This window comes from Streptomyces bullii, assembly GCF_042657145.1.
GTDB classification, from domain to species: Bacteria; Actinomycetota; Actinomycetes; order Streptomycetales; family Streptomycetaceae; genus Streptomyces; species Streptomyces bullii.
Window position 1 is genome coordinate 76887 of the sequence record NZ_JBHSNY010000016.1, and the last position, 15315, is coordinate 92201.

Annotated in this window: 14 protein-coding genes and 2 pseudogenes; 7 read left to right on the plus strand and 9 right to left on the minus strand. The window is 70.2% G+C overall.

Annotated features, from left to right (window positions below):
- The first annotated feature begins 166 nt into the window (after positions 1-166).
- The 3 genes from ACFPZJ_RS36165 (at position 167) to ACFPZJ_RS36175 (ending at position 3317) form a co-directional block, all read left to right on the plus strand.
- Positions 167-1321 carry an ABC transporter substrate-binding protein gene (locus ACFPZJ_RS36165; RefSeq protein WP_381030866.1) on the plus strand — a complete coding sequence of 385 codons (1155 nt, stop codon included), beginning with the start codon at positions 167-169 and terminating at the stop codon, positions 1319-1321.
- A 137-nt stretch (positions 1322-1458) separates the two neighbouring features.
- On the plus strand, positions 1459-2652 hold the full coding sequence (locus ACFPZJ_RS36170; protein WP_381030770.1) for a sensor histidine kinase: 1194 nt from the start codon (positions 1459-1461) through the stop codon (positions 2650-2652).
- Entirely contained in the window at positions 2649-3317 is a 669-nt protein-coding gene (locus ACFPZJ_RS36175; protein WP_381030772.1) for a response regulator, read from the plus strand. Before ACFPZJ_RS36170 ends, ACFPZJ_RS36175 begins: the two co-directional genes overlap by 4 nt.
- 293 nt (positions 3318-3610) lie before the next feature.
- On the opposite strand, the gene ACFPZJ_RS36180 is transcribed toward ACFPZJ_RS36175, so the two are convergent.
- Positions 3611-3955, minus strand: a complete 345-nt coding sequence (locus tag ACFPZJ_RS36180; RefSeq protein WP_381030868.1) for an amidohydrolase family protein — start codon at positions 3953-3955, stop codon at positions 3611-3613.
- The gene (locus ACFPZJ_RS36185; protein WP_381030774.1) at positions 3853-4947 is read right to left on the minus strand and encodes an amidohydrolase family protein; all 1095 of its coding nucleotides are present in this window, start codon (positions 4945-4947) and stop codon (positions 3853-3855) included. The genes ACFPZJ_RS36180 and ACFPZJ_RS36185 overlap by 103 nt, the downstream gene beginning before the upstream one ends.
- Here ACFPZJ_RS36185 and ACFPZJ_RS36190 point away from each other — a divergent pair.
- Complete coding sequence (locus ACFPZJ_RS36190) at positions 4946-5260, plus strand: hypothetical protein (protein WP_381030776.1); 315 nt, start codon at positions 4946-4948, stop codon at positions 5258-5260. The genes ACFPZJ_RS36185 and ACFPZJ_RS36190 overlap by 2 nt on opposite strands.
- 258 nt (positions 5261-5518) lie before the next feature.
- Here the strand turns inward: ACFPZJ_RS36190 and ACFPZJ_RS36195 are convergent, their stop codons facing one another.
- From ACFPZJ_RS36195 to ACFPZJ_RS36220, 6 genes and pseudogenes are all read right to left on the minus strand, one after another.
- Positions 5519-5644 (minus strand): hypothetical protein, encoded by a 126-nt coding sequence (locus tag ACFPZJ_RS36195; protein WP_381030778.1) that lies wholly within the window; start codon positions 5642-5644, stop codon positions 5519-5521.
- Between the two features lie 291 nt (positions 5645-5935).
- Positions 5936-6184 carry a hypothetical protein gene (locus ACFPZJ_RS36200; protein WP_381030780.1) on the minus strand — a complete coding sequence of 83 codons (249 nt, stop codon included), beginning with the start codon at positions 6182-6184 and terminating at the stop codon, positions 5936-5938.
- A 236-nt stretch (positions 6185-6420) separates the two neighbouring features.
- Positions 6421-7824, minus strand: a pseudogene (locus ACFPZJ_RS36205) (MFS transporter); the annotation flags it as partial.
- A gap of 272 nt (positions 7825-8096) precedes the next feature.
- Positions 8097-8663 carry a TetR/AcrR family transcriptional regulator gene (locus ACFPZJ_RS36210; RefSeq protein ID WP_381030782.1) on the minus strand — a complete coding sequence of 189 codons (567 nt, stop codon included), beginning with the start codon at positions 8661-8663 and terminating at the stop codon, positions 8097-8099.
- Positions 8664-8767: 104 nt separating this feature from the next.
- On the minus strand, positions 8768-10216 hold the full coding sequence (locus tag ACFPZJ_RS36215; RefSeq protein WP_381030784.1) for an aldehyde dehydrogenase: 1449 nt from the start codon (positions 10214-10216) through the stop codon (positions 8768-8770).
- Positions 10217-10252: 36 nt separating this feature from the next.
- Positions 10253-11452, minus strand: coding sequence for an oxygenase MpaB family protein (locus ACFPZJ_RS36220; protein WP_381030786.1), 1200 nt, complete (start codon positions 11450-11452; stop codon positions 10253-10255).
- Positions 11453-11989: 537 nt separating this feature from the next.
- On the opposite strand from ACFPZJ_RS36220, the gene ACFPZJ_RS36225 reads away from it, so the two are divergent.
- Positions 11990-12643 carry an isochorismatase family protein gene (locus ACFPZJ_RS36225; RefSeq protein ID WP_381030788.1) on the plus strand — a complete coding sequence of 218 codons (654 nt, stop codon included), beginning with the start codon at positions 11990-11992 and terminating at the stop codon, positions 12641-12643.
- Between the two features lie 441 nt (positions 12644-13084).
- On the opposite strand, the gene ACFPZJ_RS36230 is transcribed toward ACFPZJ_RS36225, so the two are convergent.
- Positions 13085-13711, minus strand: a complete 627-nt coding sequence (locus ACFPZJ_RS36230; protein WP_381030790.1) for a TetR family transcriptional regulator — start codon at positions 13709-13711, stop codon at positions 13085-13087.
- Between the two features lie 261 nt (positions 13712-13972).
- Here ACFPZJ_RS36230 and ACFPZJ_RS36235 point away from each other — a divergent pair, with 261 nt between their 5' ends.
- Both ACFPZJ_RS36235 and ACFPZJ_RS36240 read left to right on the plus strand, forming a co-directional pair.
- A complete protein-coding gene (locus ACFPZJ_RS36235) occupies positions 13973-14941 on the plus strand; it encodes an SDR family NAD(P)-dependent oxidoreductase (protein ID WP_381030870.1) in 969 nt (322 codons plus the stop codon).
- 84 nt (positions 14942-15025) lie between these two features.
- Positions 15026-15283 (plus strand): annotated as a pseudogene (locus ACFPZJ_RS36240) (MFS transporter); the annotation flags it as partial.
- Positions 15284-15315: the final 32 nt, after the last annotated feature.

Here is a 15315-nt window from a genome sequence, read left to right on the forward strand (position 1 = left end):
ACTCCGCACCGCCCCTGCCGTGTGGCGGGCGTGCCAGGCTGTCCATCGAACGGTTGAATGCGATCCCGACGTCGGGGCGACGCGGAGTGTCCCGCCTCGGCCGCAGAGTGGACGCTGCCGCTGCGCACGAGGAGATGGAGCAGTGGCAGAGAGGATTACCACGATCATGTCCAGCAACTTCAGCAGGCGTCGGATTCTCGCGGTTGGTGCGGGTGCGGCACTCGCCGGGGCCGTCTCGGTTCCGGCGAGCGCCGCACCGGGTTCGTCCGGAAGAGCGGCAGCCGCCGTATCGCAGGGCTCGGCCGTCCGCGAGGAGACGCGCTCGCTCGACGAGTTGTACCAGGCCGCCATTGCCGAAGGCGGCAAGCTCGTCGTCTACGCGGGTGGCGACATCGACACCCAGGCGGACGGCGTGAGGGCTGCCTGGCGCGCTCGGTTCCCGGAGGTCGAGATGACGACTGTCGTGGACTACAGCAAGTTCCACGACGTCCGCGTCGACAACCAGCTGGCGACCGGCACCCTGGTCCCCGACGTCGTGCAGCTGCAGACGCTCCAGGACTTCACCCGCTGGGCGCGGCAGGGCAAGCTGCTGCGTTACAAGCCGGCGGGCTTCTCCAAGGTTTACGAGGGCTTCAAGGACCCGCATGGCGCGTGGTCGGCAGTGATGGTCATCGGCTTCAGCTTCCTGTACGACGTCGCATCGGCGGGCTCCAACGCCCCCAGGACGCCGTTGGACCTCCTCGACCCGCGCTGGAAGGGCGCCATCGCCTCCTCCTACCCGCACGACGACGATGCGGTGCTCTACCTCTTCTCCCTGTACGTGGAGAGGTACGGCTGGGACTGGGTGGCCCGGTTCGCCGCGCAGGAACCGCAGTTCGCCCGAGGCTCGTTCACGCCTCGCGCCGCTCTCGAGAGCGGGCAGAAGGCCATCGGCGTCGGGGCGTCGGGCAGTCTGCTGGCCACCGGCTCGTGGCGGTGGGCGGTTCCGGCGGACGGGCATCCTTTCATGTCGTGGGGTCAGCGGGCCGCCATCCTGAAGCAGGCGGCCCGTCCCGAGGCGGCCAAGCTGTACATGAACTGGATGCTGTCCACCGAGCGTCAGCAGGCGGCCGCCAACGGCTGGTCGGTCCGCACGGACGTCACCCCGGCCGGCGGTCTCAAGCCGATCTGGGAGTACGACAACGGCAACCTGGACGGCTTCCCGCGGTTCATGGAGGACCGTGCCACGGTCGAGCGGCTGAAGCAGACGTTCGCCCTGTACTTCGGCGAGGTCAAGGGAGACCCGTCACCGGGTGTTCTCGGTCTGCACCCCGGCCGGTAGGAACCCGGCCGAACCACGGCCACGGTGGTGGCCAACTGCCAGGTTGGCGCGGCACGTTACTGCGTTCACACGCGTATTCGGTCTACACTCAGGCATCTGCTGTTGAGACCGACCGGCCCGCCGCAGGGAGCCCCACCGTGCCTACCTCGTCCTGGTCCGCCCTCCGCAGTACACCATCGGCGCGGCACCTTCCGCACCTGGCGTTCCTGCTGGTCGCGGTGGGCACCCTGATGCGGCTCATCACCGTGAACAGCGCCCTGTGCTGGATGGTCGCCCCGCCCACCGTGCTGCTTGTGGTGCTGTACGTGGGCGGGCTGACCCGCTGGGAGCGGCTGGGCGCCCGGGGGAGCAGGACCTGGTTCGCGCTGGTCCTGCTGCTGTGGTTCTGGGTGCTGTGGGCGCTGCCGTCGGCGCTCGCTCCCTGGTACGGGTGGCTCGCCGTACCGCTGGCGGTCGTCGCTCAACGGCTGCCAGGACGGCGCACCTCCCTCCTGGCCATCGCCGTGATCACGGTGCTGCTAATGGCCTCCCTGACACGGATCAGCGGCGGGCCGGACCCCGAAGTGCTGGGGCCGCCGATCGCCGCGGTCTGGGCCACCGTGGCCCTGTATCGCACGCAGCAGCGGCTGACGCGTGAACTGGCCGAGACCCGGGGCGAGTTGGCCAGGCGTCAACGCGAGGCCGGTCGGCTGGCGGAGCGCGCCCGGATCGCCCGTGACCTGCACGACTGCCTGGCCCAGGAACTCGCGGGCAGCCGCATGCTGCTCCAGGCCGCCGTTCGGGACTGGGACCGTCGGCCGGACGTGGCCAGGATGCAGATGCGGGCGGTCGTCCAAGCGCTCGGCGCCCACCTCACGGAGACTCGCAGCATCATCGGCGACCTCACTCCGCCCGCCCTGGCCGACAACGATCTCGGCGCGGCACTGCGGGACCTGTGTGCGCGTACGCAGTCGGCCGCCGGAGCCGGGCACATCACCTTCCGTACCGAGGGCGAACCGGTGTCTCTCTCCACGGACCAGGCCAAGGCACTGCTGCGCGCGGCCCAGACACTGCTGGCGAACGCCTGCGAACACGCATACGCCGCCCACATCCGGGTCACGCTCTCCTACGCGAACGACGAGACGGCGAGCGTCGAAGTCGCCGACGACGGAGCGGGATTCGACCCGACGGCTCCCGCGCGCGCGAAGGGCCGCGGCTTCGGGCTGTCCGGCGCGCGCGACCGGCTGCACGAGGTGAGCGGCACGCTGACCGTCGACAGCGCACCCGGACACGGCACCCGAGGCCGGGCGACGGTTCCGCTGAGAACCCGTGTCATGGCGGGCACGCCATGAGCGACATTCCGGACGTGCCGGTGCGGATTCTGATCGTCGACGACCATGTCGTCGTACGCGCCGGTCTGCGGGCCCTGCTGGAAGGGGAGCCCGGCTTCGAGGTCGTCGGCGAGACGGGCGACGGGGATGCGGCCGTACACCTCACGGCGCGGCTGCGGCCGGATGTGGTGCTGATGGACCTCCGGCTGACCGACGGCGGCGACCGTGATCACGACGGTGTGGGGGGCATCGAGGCGACCCGCCGGATCGTCGCGCGGACTCCCGGCACGCAGGTCGTCGTGCTCACGAGCCATGCCACCCGAGGGGATGTCGTACGTGCCTTGGACGCAGGCGCCCGCGGCTACATCCTCAAGGCCGGGCCGCCCGAGGAACTGTTCCGCGCCGTGCGCGCCGCGGTGGCCGGAGACATGGGGCTCGCCCCGCAGGCCACGGCACACCTGCTCGGGCGGCCGGCCGCCCCCGAGCTCGTGCTGAGCGAGCGGGAGCTCGAGGTGGTCCGGCTTCTCGCGCAGGGGCACAGCAACCGGACCATCGCGGCGGCCCTGCGCGTGACCGAGGCGACGGTCAAGACACACCTCGTACGCATCTACCGCAAGCTCGGCACCGAGAACAGGGCGAGCACGGTGTCGGAGGCGGTACGACGCGGGCTGCTCGACATCTGCTGACGCGATGAAGGCAGCGGGGCCTCCCGCTCCTGCCGGGTGCGCAGGATGCTCGGCTCAGGACCTGCACCGGCGCCGCTCGGTGCCGGCGCGCATGGCAGCGGACTGGAGATCGCAGGCCGGGCCGCGGGCGAGGATGGTGCGGGACGAACGATGGCGGGACGCTGCGGCTGGGGCGGTTGCCGGAGGCGTGGCTCGCCCCGCCCGCGCCCCGGGAGCTGCGGGAGTTGGCGCGCGGGCCGCACAAGCTGGTGAGCCTGGCTGCATCCAGGACGCCGACACCAACCGCTCACCCGTCAGAGACCCGGCTGTCGGGCAGCGGTACCCGGCGGTGGGTTCATCGCCCGCTGCCAGTCCTCCTCGGGGATCCGCGAGCGCAGGTACTCCAGGGACTGCTCGACGAGCTGCCGGGCACGGCGCAGGTCCACGCCGATGAGGGCGCCGCGGTGCTTGAGGACCCGCCCGTCGACCAGGACGGTGTCGACGTCGCCGCGCCCGGCCTGGAAGACGATGTGCCCGGCCGGGTTGTGGGTGGGTGTCATCGCTGGGGTGTCGGTGCGCAGCATGACGAGGTCCGCCCGTTTGCCCGGGGTGATCGAGCCGATGAGGTGGTCCAGGCCGAGTGCCCGTGCGCCGCCGATCGTGGCGTACTCGAGTACGTCCTGGGCGCGCAGCGCGTTGTGGGCGACCGCCTCGCCGGCTTCGTGGGCGTGCAGGTGGCCAGTCCCCGGTCGGCGCTGAGTGTGGAGGGCATGGCCGAGAACATGTCGCCGCTCCACCACACCACGGTGTCCATCGACAGCGAGATCGGGATGCCGTGCCGGCGTGCCTTCGCGGTGGGCGGGTAGCCCTGTCCGGCGTTGAGCTCGCTCTCCGACGAGATCGACAGGTGGGCGCCACCGTCGGCGATGCGCCGGTACGCGTCGTCGCTCAGTGCGGCGGCATGGACCAGCATGGTCGACGGCGACAAACCGTCGTTCTCGGCGAGGAACCGGATCTGCTCCTCACCGGCCATCCCGAAGATGCCGGCGTGGTGGCCGACCCGCAGGTCCCGGTCACGGGCGAACCTCAGGGCCTGCCGGGCGTCCTCGCTGCCGGAGAGGATGTCGAGCGCGAGCTGCATGGTGACGAGCTGGTCCGCACCGGCGAAGCGGGTCTTCAGCAATTGATCGATGTGCCCGCCGGTCACCCAGCCGAAGTCGGAGGCGAAGGCGTTGGCGTAGGCGTACCGCGCACGCCCCGGGACTGCGAACAGCGCGTCCACGGCGGCGTCGGCGTGTTCGGGGGTCCTCGATCCGTGCGACCAGTCCGTCACGGTGGTCACCCCGTCGTTGACCGCCTCGACCATGCCCAGATAGTTGGCCGCGTAGATGTCCTGCGGACGAAACAGCGGCCCCCACCTGGTGAGCATCCATTCCAAGTAGTCGGTTATCGTCCAGTCCGCGCCCACGCCCCGCAGGGCGGTCTGCCACATGTGCCGGTGGGTGTCGACGAAGCCGGGCAGCAGCAGGGCACCGTCGGCGTCGATGACGGTGGTGTGCGCGGGCGTGGACAGCCGTTTTCCGACTGCGGCGATCGTGGTGCCGCGGACCAGCACGTCGGTCTCGGGCAGCACACCGCGGGCCGGATCCATGGTGACCACGGTCGCCCGGCGGATCAGGATCGGCCGGCCCGACGGGAAGACGGGCGGTTGGGCCGCCGGTGCCGTGGACGCCGCCGCGGCCGGCGAGGCCACAGCGGCCGCACCGAGCGCGGCAGCACCGGTGAGCAAACGCCGACGACTGGCCGACCGTGACTCGCGGCCGACCGGTTCCGGTGGTGTCGACCTCGCCTGCTCGGCATCCGCCGACTCGGCCCTCGGGCCCGGCTCGGTCACAGCTGCTGATCTCTCCAACTGGCTGTCCCGTTCAGGTGTGTTCCGGATCGGACTCGATCCGGCGTGGTGATTGCATGAAGTGGTGAGGTGCTGAAGTGCTGCGCAGTGGCCGAACGCGGTCAGCGGTACTGCAACCGGGCCTGGCGCGGGATGGCGCCGAACGTGCCGGCGTGGAAGTCGCGGAACGCCTGCTCGATCTCGGCGTGGCTGACTGCCAGGCCGTCCGACCGTGGTCAGGGTGCGGCCGGCGAGCCGCGCTGCCGTAGTGCACGGTGAGGAACGCCCGTCCTTTCCGGGCAGGATGTGATCGTGGTTCCGGCCGGGCCGGTCAGACCGCCCGCGGCACCGGAGACGAGGTCGAGCGGACACCCTCGCGTTCGACGACCGGCCGGCTGGCGGCGAGCAGGTCCTGGCAGCGGCTGTCGACCATCTTCTGGGCGGCCGGCAGGTTCACCCACAACTGCAGTATGTGGGCGTGTCGTTGCGGAAGGCGAGTTCGCGCGTTGCCGGTGCTGTCGCCGTGCTACAGCACCCCGTCCAGCACCAGCGTCACCGTCTCCAGGCCCCGGTGTGGGGGCCACTCGAAGCCGGGCTCTGGGAACAGGTCGTCGACCTGCGCATCCGGGCCGAGATGGAGCTTGTTCGGCCCGGGCGACGGTTCGGCGCGAGATCTGCTGCTGTGCCTGCATCGTTGCCTCCCCGCACGCCGCCTATTGATGTGTCATCTAAATGGCCAGCCTACAACCTAGGCGCCATGAGTCCGCAACCCCTTGACCTCCAGGCTGATCGCGTCCTGGACCGCGATGCCTCGCCCTCGATGTAGTCGACCACGCGGGCGGCGTCGGCGCATCGGGGCGAGCTTTTCGGCGCCGACCGTCTTCATTCGCATCCGGCCGGCGTGCAAGGTGAACCGGTCGCCGGTCCGCGCCGCCACGCGCCGCAGCACCTCGGGGACTTCCGTCTCCATCGTCGCGGGAACGACGACGGCCGCCATCACCGGGATGCGTGACCTCGGTGCCGGCGCGGGCCGGCATCCGTTCTCGGCAGCCGGCTCTCAGCCGACGGGGGCGCGCAGGCCCCGGTCCTCCAGCCGGTCCACAACGGTGATCGCCGCCTCTGCCGGCTGCTCAGGCTGGTTGCGGAGGTACCTGTGGATGTGCAGGAACGGCCCGATGGGAAGTGAGCCTCCAAGCCGTCCGTCGGGGGCTGTCAACTGGACACGTGTCGCTGCCTGGGCAGGAAGGCGGCCAGGATCAGGCCCAGGATGACCGCGGCGGTCGCGATCAGGAAGGCGCTGCGGAAGCCGTCCATGGTGGGGATTTCGACGCCGCCCACGGTGTCCGCCGTGTTGGCCAGCACCGTGCCGATGACGGCGCTCGACAGTGAGGTACCGATGGACCGCATCAGGGTGTTGAGGCCGTTCGCCGCGCCGGTCCCCGAGGGCGGGACCGCCCCGTTGATCAGTGCGGGCAGGGAGGAGTAGGCGAGGCCGATGCCCACGCCGAGCAGCACCGAGGTGACGAGGGTCTGCCAAGCGGCGTTCATCAGGCCGGTCCCTGCCGCGTAGGCGAGGGCGATGACCAGCAGGCCGATCAGAAGCGTGGTGGTCGGGCCGTGTCTGGTCGCGAGGCGGGAGTAGAGCGGGGTCATGAGCATCATCGTCACGCCCATCGGGGCCATGCACAGGCCGGCGGCGACCATGGACTGGCCGAGGCCGTAGCCGGTGGAGGTGGGCAGCTGGAGGAGCTGGGGCATGACGAGGGTCTGGACGTAGAAGGCGACGCCGACCATGATCGAGGCGAGGTTGGTGAGCAGGACTTCGCGGCGGGCGGTGGTGCGCAGGTCCACCAAGGGGGATTCCGTGCGCAGTTCGAGTACGCCCCACAGGAGGAGGACCACGACCGATGCGGCGAACAGGCCGAGTGTCGTGCCGGAGGTCCAGCCCCAGTCGCTGCCCTTGGTGATGGGCAGCAGGAAGAGCACGAGGCCGAGGGAGAGGCCGAGTGCGCCGGGCAGGTCGAAGGAGCCTTCGGCGCGGACCGGGGATTCCGGTACGGCGATGAGGGTCAGGGCGATGGAGAGGGTGCCGGTGCCGGCGGCGGCGTAGAACAGGCTGTGCCAGTCGGTGTTCTGGGCGAGCAGGGCGGCGGCGGGCATCGCGATGCTGCCGCCGACGCCGATGGAGGAGCTCATCACGGCCATTGCCGAGCCGGCCCGCTCGCGTGGCAGCAGGTCGCGCATCAGGCCGATGCCCAGCGGGACCGCGCCCATGGAGAAGCCCTGAAGGGTGCGGCCGACGAGCATCACCGTCAGATCGCTGGTGACCGCGCTGATCAGGGATCCGGCCACCATCACGGCGAGGGTGGCGATCAGCATGCGGCGCTTGCCGTAGAGGTCGCCGAGGCGGCCCATGACGGGGGTGGCCACGGCTCCCGAGAGTAGGGTCGAGGTCACGACCCAGCCGGCGTTGCCGGCCGTGGTGTTCAGCAGCTGCGGCAGGTCCTTGAGGACCGGGACGAGCAGGGTCTGCATCACCGCGACCACGATGCCCGCGAAGGCGAGCACCGCGACCACGGACCCGTCCGCCCTGCGAGCCGTCCTTCGGACCGTCCGGTCGGCTGTCGTGTGGGTCATGGAAAGAGACCTCCAGGCGGGAGCAGCGGGTACGGACGATCGGGCGGATCCAGGCAGCACGTGACGTCTGCTGGATCGAGGGAAGATCGCGGCCGACGACTGCGAAGGGCGCACGACGTCGGTGGCGCACCAAGCAGTCCCGGCACACCGGCGGTCAGGGCTGCCGAGTGGTGACGGGCGGAGGAACAGGCCCCGTCTCGACGGCCCCACCACGTGGTGGCACCGTTCATCTGCCCACTCGCCGGGCGGGCTCCCGTCGTCCGTCCGGTGGCTCAGGCCGGCCGGCGGCGGGGGCGGGCGAGCATGCGCTCGGCGGCGATCTGCAGGTGCTCGCGCAGGTCGTCGTCGCCGACCTCGGGGAACTTGACCGGTGCGAGGGCGAGACCGCGGATGACAGCGGCGAAGTAGAGGCGCTCGCTCAGGTCCTCCTGGTCGCCGCCGAACAGCTGGGCGACCTTCTCCCCGACGTGCGGCCACTGGCGCATGACGGGCTCGGGGTTCTCACGGTCGCCTTCCTTGGCCAGGAACGCGAGGAGACCGCGGTGCTTGACCAGGAGTCTCACGTACCCCGCGATCGCCTCCCGCCGCTTCGCGGGCTTGAGAGGTCCCGTTCCCCACTTCTCGAAGAACGCTTCCAAGTCGCTGAAGGCCGGCTCCACCACCGCGTTGAGGATGTCCTCCTTCGTTCGGAAGTGGTAGCTGACCGCCGCCTTCGTCAGTCCCATGCCAGAAGCGATCATTCCGATCGACGCGCCCTCGTAGCCGCGCTCCGTGAACAACTCGAGCGCGCAGCGCAGCATTCGCTCACGCGTCTGCTCCGGATCCCTTGCCTCCGGCACCGCTTCCTCCTCGTTGCGTTCTCCCCCCTGACACCGGGGTCACTGGACGGTCGTCCAGTATAGGGGCTCGTTGATTCTCCGCCCCGGTGAGGGTGGGTCGAGAGCTATGCGGTCACCGGGGGGAGGATGGACTTCGTCTGGAAGTAGGCCATCAGGCCCTCGGGGCCGTTCTCGCGGCCGAGGCCGCTGGCCTTGTAGCCGCCGAAGGGGGCGGCGTTGTCGATGCGGTAGCCGTTGATGCCGATGGTTCCGGTGCGGATACGACGGGCCAGTGCCGTGCCCCGCTCGACGTCGCCGGTCCAGACGCTGCCCGCGAGGCCGTACTCGTTGTCGTTGGCCAGCTCGACGGCCTCGGTGTCGGTCCGGTAGGGGATGACGGTGATGACCGGGCCGAAGATCTCCTCGCGCGCGATGACCATGTCGTTGCGCACGTCACCGAAGACCGTGGGTTCGAGGAACCAGCCCCGCTCCAGGTGGGCGGGACGACCGCCTCCGGCGGTCAGCCGGGCGCCCTCACCCCGGCCGGTGGCGATGTAGCCCTCGATCCGCTCCCGCTGCCGGGCGGAGACCACCGGGCCGACGGCGGTCGCCGGGTCGAACGGATCGCCGACGGTCAGAGACTTGGCCAGGTCGGTGACCGCGTCCAGGATCTGCGCGTAGCGGCGGGCGGGCGCGAGGACGCGCGTGTTGGCGGTGCAGGTCTGCCCGTTGTTGGGGAAGGACACCTCGGCCAGGCCGCCCACGGCCGTGGCGACGTCCGCGTCGTCGAGGACGATGGCCGCGGATTTGCCGCCGAGTTCGAGGGTGACCGGACGCAGCAGCCGTCCGGCGACCTCGCCGATGATGCGCCCGGTGGCCGTCGAGCCGGTGAAGGAGACCTTGTCGACACCGGGGTGGGCCACCAGGGCCTGCCCCGCCTCGATGCCGCCGGGCACGACGTTGAACACGCCGGGCGGCAGCCCGGCCGCGGCGGCGGCCTCGGCCATGATGTTGGCGTCCAGGGCGGTCTCGAGGGCAGGCTTGAGGACGACGGTGCAGCCGGCCGCCAGCGCCGGCGCGATCTTCATCATGGCCAGGGCCTGCGGATAGTTCCACGGGACCAGCGCGGCCACCACGCCCAGCGGCTCACGCCGTACGAGGATCTCGCCCGGGCGGTCGCCGGCGCGCGTCTCCTCCAGGGGGAACTCGCGGATCAGGCCCGCGTAGTAGCGCAGGAACCCGGCTCCCGAGTAGCCGTTCGCCGGAACGGACAGGGTGATCGGCATGCCGTTCTCGGCGGTCACCGTCTCCGCGATGAGGGTGGAACGCTTCTCCAGCTCATGGGCGAACCGCTCCAGCGTGTCCGCTCGTGCGGCCGGCTCCAGGTCGGACCAGCCGGTGCCGTCAAACGCGCGGCGGGCGGCGGCGACGGCGGCGTCGACGTCCGCGCTGTCGCTGATGGGCGTGCGGCCCATGGCCTCTTCGGTGGTGGCGTTGATGACCGTGTTGACGTCGGCGGAGTGCGGGGCGACCCACTGGCCGTCGATGAACAGAGAGGTGTAGTCGTGCTTCATGACTGCTCCTGCGGGGAGGGACTGGTTCGGCCGGCGTCAGGCCGCGTGAGCCTGGGGCGAGATGTTCGTCTGGTAGGCGGTGTGGTCCGGCATCGCCGCGGCCGCGTCGGCCGCCCTGATGGCGGTGAACTGCTCCAAGGCCAGCGCGGCGGTCTCCGGGGTGCTGCGCTGCAGTTGCCAGGACTGCGCACCGACGGCGCCGAGCAGCGGGATCAGCCCGGCGCTCTGCGCGCGAGGCAGCCGCAGCGCGTCGGCGAACCGGTCGCCGTAGTAGAAGCGGAGCAGCCCGTTGAAGAGATCCCGCAGGGTCGCGCGGTCCAGCATGGACAGGGGCCCGGCGGTCAGTGCCGCCACGTTGGCGTCGAGCATCGCCTCGGTCAGCGCGCGGGAGTTCTCGTCCGGCTCGTGGATGGTGGAGTCCAGCAGGTCCAGTAGGACCTCGGCGTCGTCGTCGCTGCGGACGGCGCGGTGGAATCGCTCGTCCAGGCCCAGCAGGTGCCCGAGGTAGGACCAGTACCGGTAGCGCGCGGCCTGCTCGTCCTCGGTGAAGACCATGCCGAGCTTCCGTGCGGCCAGGAAGGGGACGGCGGTGAAGTCGAGCCAGGTGCGCGCGATGTCGGTCTGGTTGATGGGTACGCCCCACTCCGCGTGGTCCCAGCCGTGCTTCATCGCCGTGTGACGCACCCGCGCGTGCAGCAGTCGCACCTGGGCCGTGCCCACATATCCGGGCGCGCCGCGCAGCAGCCCGCCGGGCAGGACGGCCTGCTCGTGCCAGACGCCGGTCTCGACCAGGCGGCGCGGCGCCATGGTCGTCAACGACCCTGTCTGGACGAGCAGCTTGGCGATGCTGGGCGAGGCGTACACGTGAACCAGCTGGATGCCGGCCGACGTCAGCAGGGTCCACTGCGGCGGGATCGACAGGTCCCCCACGTCTCCCGCGGCCAGCTGGTCGTGGCTGATCCACTCCGGCATGGTCTCCAGCTGGGCCAGGAACGCGGCGACCGCCGGCGGCGGACTGTCCAGGCTGTCGAGCCCGGCGACCAGGCCCTGGTTCAGCTGCTGCTTGGCCTCCTTGCCGAATTCGTTGATCTCGACGATCACCGCGTCGGCCAGGGGATCGCCCGCCTGGAGCATTTCCACCATGAAATCAGCCCTGGAGCCGTGCTTCTTCCGGGCTTCCTCGATGTTGAGCAGTCGTCCGGGCCGCTCGGTGTTCTGCACTGTCGACAACACCATGTCGCCTCTTTCGCTGGTCAGATAGGTCTGTTGAGAGGTGCCTACCAGGAGGTTTCGTGACTACGAGCACGACACCTGCTGGACGATCGTCTAGTGAACGATACACAGTCACTGAACGGTCGTAAAGTCAATTCCTTGACGAACGTCCAGCGCGCCAGTCCTCGGGGGGCTACCGGCCCGGATTTCCGGGCGGCGGTTGATGTATCGACGACGAGAAAGGGGCTCTTCCGGCGCCGACCGAGGCCGGTCTGGCCGTCGCTGATGGTTCCGTTTGAGGCCGTTCGGGCCCTTTGTGGGGACTCCTCTTCGGTGCGCCGTGATGTTTCGCGACCTCTGGCCAGGTGGCGTGCGGAAGTAGTTGACGCATCATGTATTCCTCGGGCAGAGTTCATGACGCGTCACCTACTTTGGGTGGGGCTGCAAGAGCACCTGCTGCCATGGGGTTGCGGTGCCGGATCCTTCATAAGGAGAGCTCTGATGGTCAAGCCGATCAGTCGTCGTAGCATGATGGCCGCCACTGGCGGAGTTGCCGCCGCTGTGACCGCATCGGTGGCTGCGCCCCAGGCCGCCGCCGCGGCGTCCAAGGGTGGGTCGAAGGGGGAGCTGTTCGAGTTCGACAACTCCGCGGTGGTGTTCATCGATTACCAGCCGGAGATGCTCGCCGAAGTCCGGTCCATGGACCAGAAGCTGATGATGGTCAACGCGAGGTCGCTGGCCCGCCTCGCGGTCAAGATGGGGATGCCGGTCGTTCTAAGCACCGTCGGGGTCAAGGGAGGCGTCAATCACCCCACGCTGCCGGAGCTGCGTGCGGAGATACCGGACGTTCCCGAGATCGACCGCAACACCATGAACGCCTGGGACGACGATGCCTTCCGCCGGGCGGTCCTGAAGACCGGCCGCCGCCGTTTCGTCATGCTCGGCCTGTGGACCGAGATCTGCTTGGCCTTCCCGATAGCGGACATGCAGGCCGAGGGGCTCAGGACCACGTTCCCCGCGGACGCGGTCGGCGGGACGAGCAAGGAGGTGCACGACCTGGCGGTCCAGCGCATGATCCAGGCCGGCAGCGTGCCCAACTCGACCTTCGCCTATATTGCCGAGTCGGGCCTCGACTGGGCGTCCCCGCAGGGTGAGATCATGAGGGAGATCTACACCTGGCGCCAGGCGGAACTGGAGAAGCTCAACCTGGCCTGACGGCGCCTCGGTTCTGTGCCGACGGCCGCTGCTCGCGCCTCGCTGCCGGTCCACCGGCCGAGCGTGGTCCGTTGAGAAGTGCCGCCTCGTGAAGATGCCCTCCCACCTGGCAGACGGAGTCACCAGGACAACCGTCGACCAGGGCGGGGGGCATCTGTCACCTGCCTTATCTGCCCTGCCGCGTGGTCAACCGGGGCTGGTTGTCCACGAGTTGGCCAGCGCCTCGGTGCTTCATCAAGTGGCGGGGTCTTGTCCGGCAGGCTCCCGGATCTTCGGTGCGGAACAGCGGTCAGCTTCTGGCTCTGGCTCGGCTTCCGATCGGTACGGCCGCGGAGGTCTCCCTGTTCCTCTTCGACGCCTGCCACCGGACCCGGGCCTTCCGAACGTTGCGCGGCTGAGCGGTCTCCCGCGCCAGGGTGGTGCGGGGCCGACGAGGGAGGGTTACTGCGTCAGGGCGTCCATCGCGCGATCGAGCAGGTCGGCCACGGGAATCCTGCCCTCGCAGGCCACCCATCCCGTCACGGCCACGTCCAGGCAGGCGAGGGCGGCCGCGACCAGGGCGCCCGGCCGGGGGTCTTCGGGCCCGTCGGGGTCGGCTCCCACGCGCCGGGCGATCTCCGGCACCAGCAGCATCTGCCACGTCAGCCGCTTCTCGAAGTGCCGGGCCCGCAGTGACGGAGTCTCATAGAGCATGCGCAGGTACGTGAGCGTCTGCTCGGGTGCCGCCTCGTGTCCTGCTCGGACGAGGACGTCGAAAGCACGCCGCAGCGCCTCCCAGGGCCGCTCGTCGTCCGGGCGGGTGGCAAGTGCCTCCGCGATACGGCGGCCGGTCTCCTCCAGGTCACCGAGGACGATGTCTTCCTTGGTCCCGAAGTAGCGGAAGAGGCTGGCGCGCGACAGTCCCGCCTCCGCGGCGATCTGGTCGACCGTCGTCCGGTCGAACCCCTGCTCGGCGAAGAGCCGCAGCGCCACCTCGGTCACCTCCGCCCGGACCGCCGCACGCATCCGCTCCCGGAGACCGGGCGGCTTGGTGGCGGGCTTGGAGGGGGTGCCGGCGGAGTCAGTCATGGGTTGAGGATACAGCAAAGACTCACCTTGATACTTAGTCTCACAATGCACTAGAATTTCACTCGAATACTTCGTTGCGGCCGCACAGGAATGGGGCGGCGCCGACCCGCTCCGCGTCCTGCACTGACCCCAACGCGCCTGTCGGCCCGTCGCGGAGACTCGGCTCTCGTCGGGACCGCTGCCGGCCGGAGCCGCCGCGACCCTTTTGTGGCGGAGTGCCCTGCAATTCGTATGGACCGGAGACATGACGTGACCGCAGACATGACGTACACGACCACCCCGCAGCAGAAGATCGGTTCGGGCTTCGGTGCCAGGAGCACCACGGACGACGTCCTGCGCGGCACCGACCTGACCGGCAAGCTCGCCGTCGTCACCGGGGGCTACGCGGGCCTCGGGCTGGAGACCACCCGCGCACTCGCCGGCGCCGGGGCCCGGGTCGTCGTCCCGGCCCGGCGACCGGAGGCTGCCCGGAAGGCGGTCGGCGGCGTCGACGGGGTCGAGGTGGACGAGCTGAACCTCGCCGACCTGGACAGCGTCCGCGCCTTCGCCGACCGGTTCCTCGCCTCGGGCCGGGACATCGACATCGTCGTCAACAACGCCGGGATCATGGCCTGCCCCGAGACGCGGATCGGCCCGGCAGGCTGGGAGGCGCAGTTCGCCACCAATCATCTGGGCCACTTCGCGCTCGTCAACCGCCTCTGGGCGCCCATCGCGCGGGGTGGCGCCCGGGTCGTCTCCCTGACGTCCCAGGCGCACCACCTGTCGGGCATCCGGTGGGACGACATCCACTTCCAGCGCGGTCCGTACGACAAGTGGGCGGCATACGGCCAGGCGAAGACCGCGAACGTGCTGTTCGCCGTCCACCTGGACGCGCTGGGCCGGGAGTCCGGGGTCCGGGCGTTCGCGGTGCATCCCGGTGAGATCCTCACCGACCTGAGCCGCCATACGCCCCGGGGGGAGATGGTCGCCCTCGGCTGGATCGACGAGAACGGCAACGTGAGCGACCGCTTCAAGACGCCCGAGCAGGGCGCGGCCACCCAGGTATGGGCCGCGACCTCCGGGCAACTGGACGGCATGGGCGGCGTGTACTGCGCGGACTGCGACATCGCCGAACCCGCCCTGCCCGGCGACGGCTCCTGGGCGGGCGTACGCGACTACGCCATCGACTCAGCGCAGGCCGCCCGCCTGTGGACCGTCTCCGCCGAACTCACAGGCGTCAACGCGTTCTAGCGGCTTGTCACTCTGCCTGGCGGGCGGGTACGCGGTCCCCTGACAGAGGTGAGCCGAGCGCCGACGTCGGCCCGGGCCGGGGCGGTGATGCTCGTCGGCCGCACCCTTCAGGGCTTCTCCATGGGCGCGGTCCCGCTGGGCATCGGCCTGATGCGTGACCTGCTGCCACGCGAGCGGGCCGGCTCGGCAATGGCCGTGATGAACTCCTCCATCGGCGTCGGCGGCAGCATCGCGATGCCCGGCACCGGCACCCTCTCCATCGCCCTGACCCTCATCGCCGTACCGGAATCCCCGGTCCGCGCCGAAGGCTCCTTCGACCTGCCCGGCGCACTCGGCCTCTCCCCAGCCGGTAGGCCTCCTGGGTGTCGTGGCAG

Bases quoted from the DNA above. Each gene is read 5' to 3' on its own strand.
- ACFPZJ_RS36185 (WP_381030774.1), bottom strand. From the start codon at position 4,947: ATGGATCCGGCCCGCGGTGTGCTGCCCGAGACCGACGTGCTGGTCCGC.
- ACFPZJ_RS36235 (WP_381030870.1), top strand. From the start codon at position 13,973: ATGACGTACACGACCACCCCGCAGCAGAAGATCGGTTCGGGCTTCGGT.
- ACFPZJ_RS36200 (WP_381030780.1), bottom strand. From the start codon at position 6,184: ATGGCGGCCGTCGTCGTTCCCGCGACGATGGAGACGGAAGTCCCCGAG.
- ACFPZJ_RS36220 (WP_381030786.1), bottom strand. From the start codon at position 11,452: ATGGTGTTGTCGACAGTGCAGAACACCGAGCGGCCCGGACGACTGCTC.
- ACFPZJ_RS36175 (WP_381030772.1), top strand. From the start codon at position 2,649: ATGAGCGACATTCCGGACGTGCCGGTGCGGATTCTGATCGTCGACGAC.
- ACFPZJ_RS36230 (WP_381030790.1), bottom strand. From the start codon at position 13,711: ATGACTGACTCCGCCGGCACCCCCTCCAAGCCCGCCACCAAGCCGCCC.
- ACFPZJ_RS36165 (WP_381030866.1), top strand. From the start codon at position 167: ATGTCCAGCAACTTCAGCAGGCGTCGGATTCTCGCGGTTGGTGCGGGT.
- ACFPZJ_RS36215 (WP_381030784.1), bottom strand. From the start codon at position 10,216: ATGAAGCACGACTACACCTCTCTGTTCATCGACGGCCAGTGGGTCGCC.
- ACFPZJ_RS36190 (WP_381030776.1), top strand. From the start codon at position 4,946: ATGGTGACCACGGTCGCCCGGCGGATCAGGATCGGCCGGCCCGACGGG.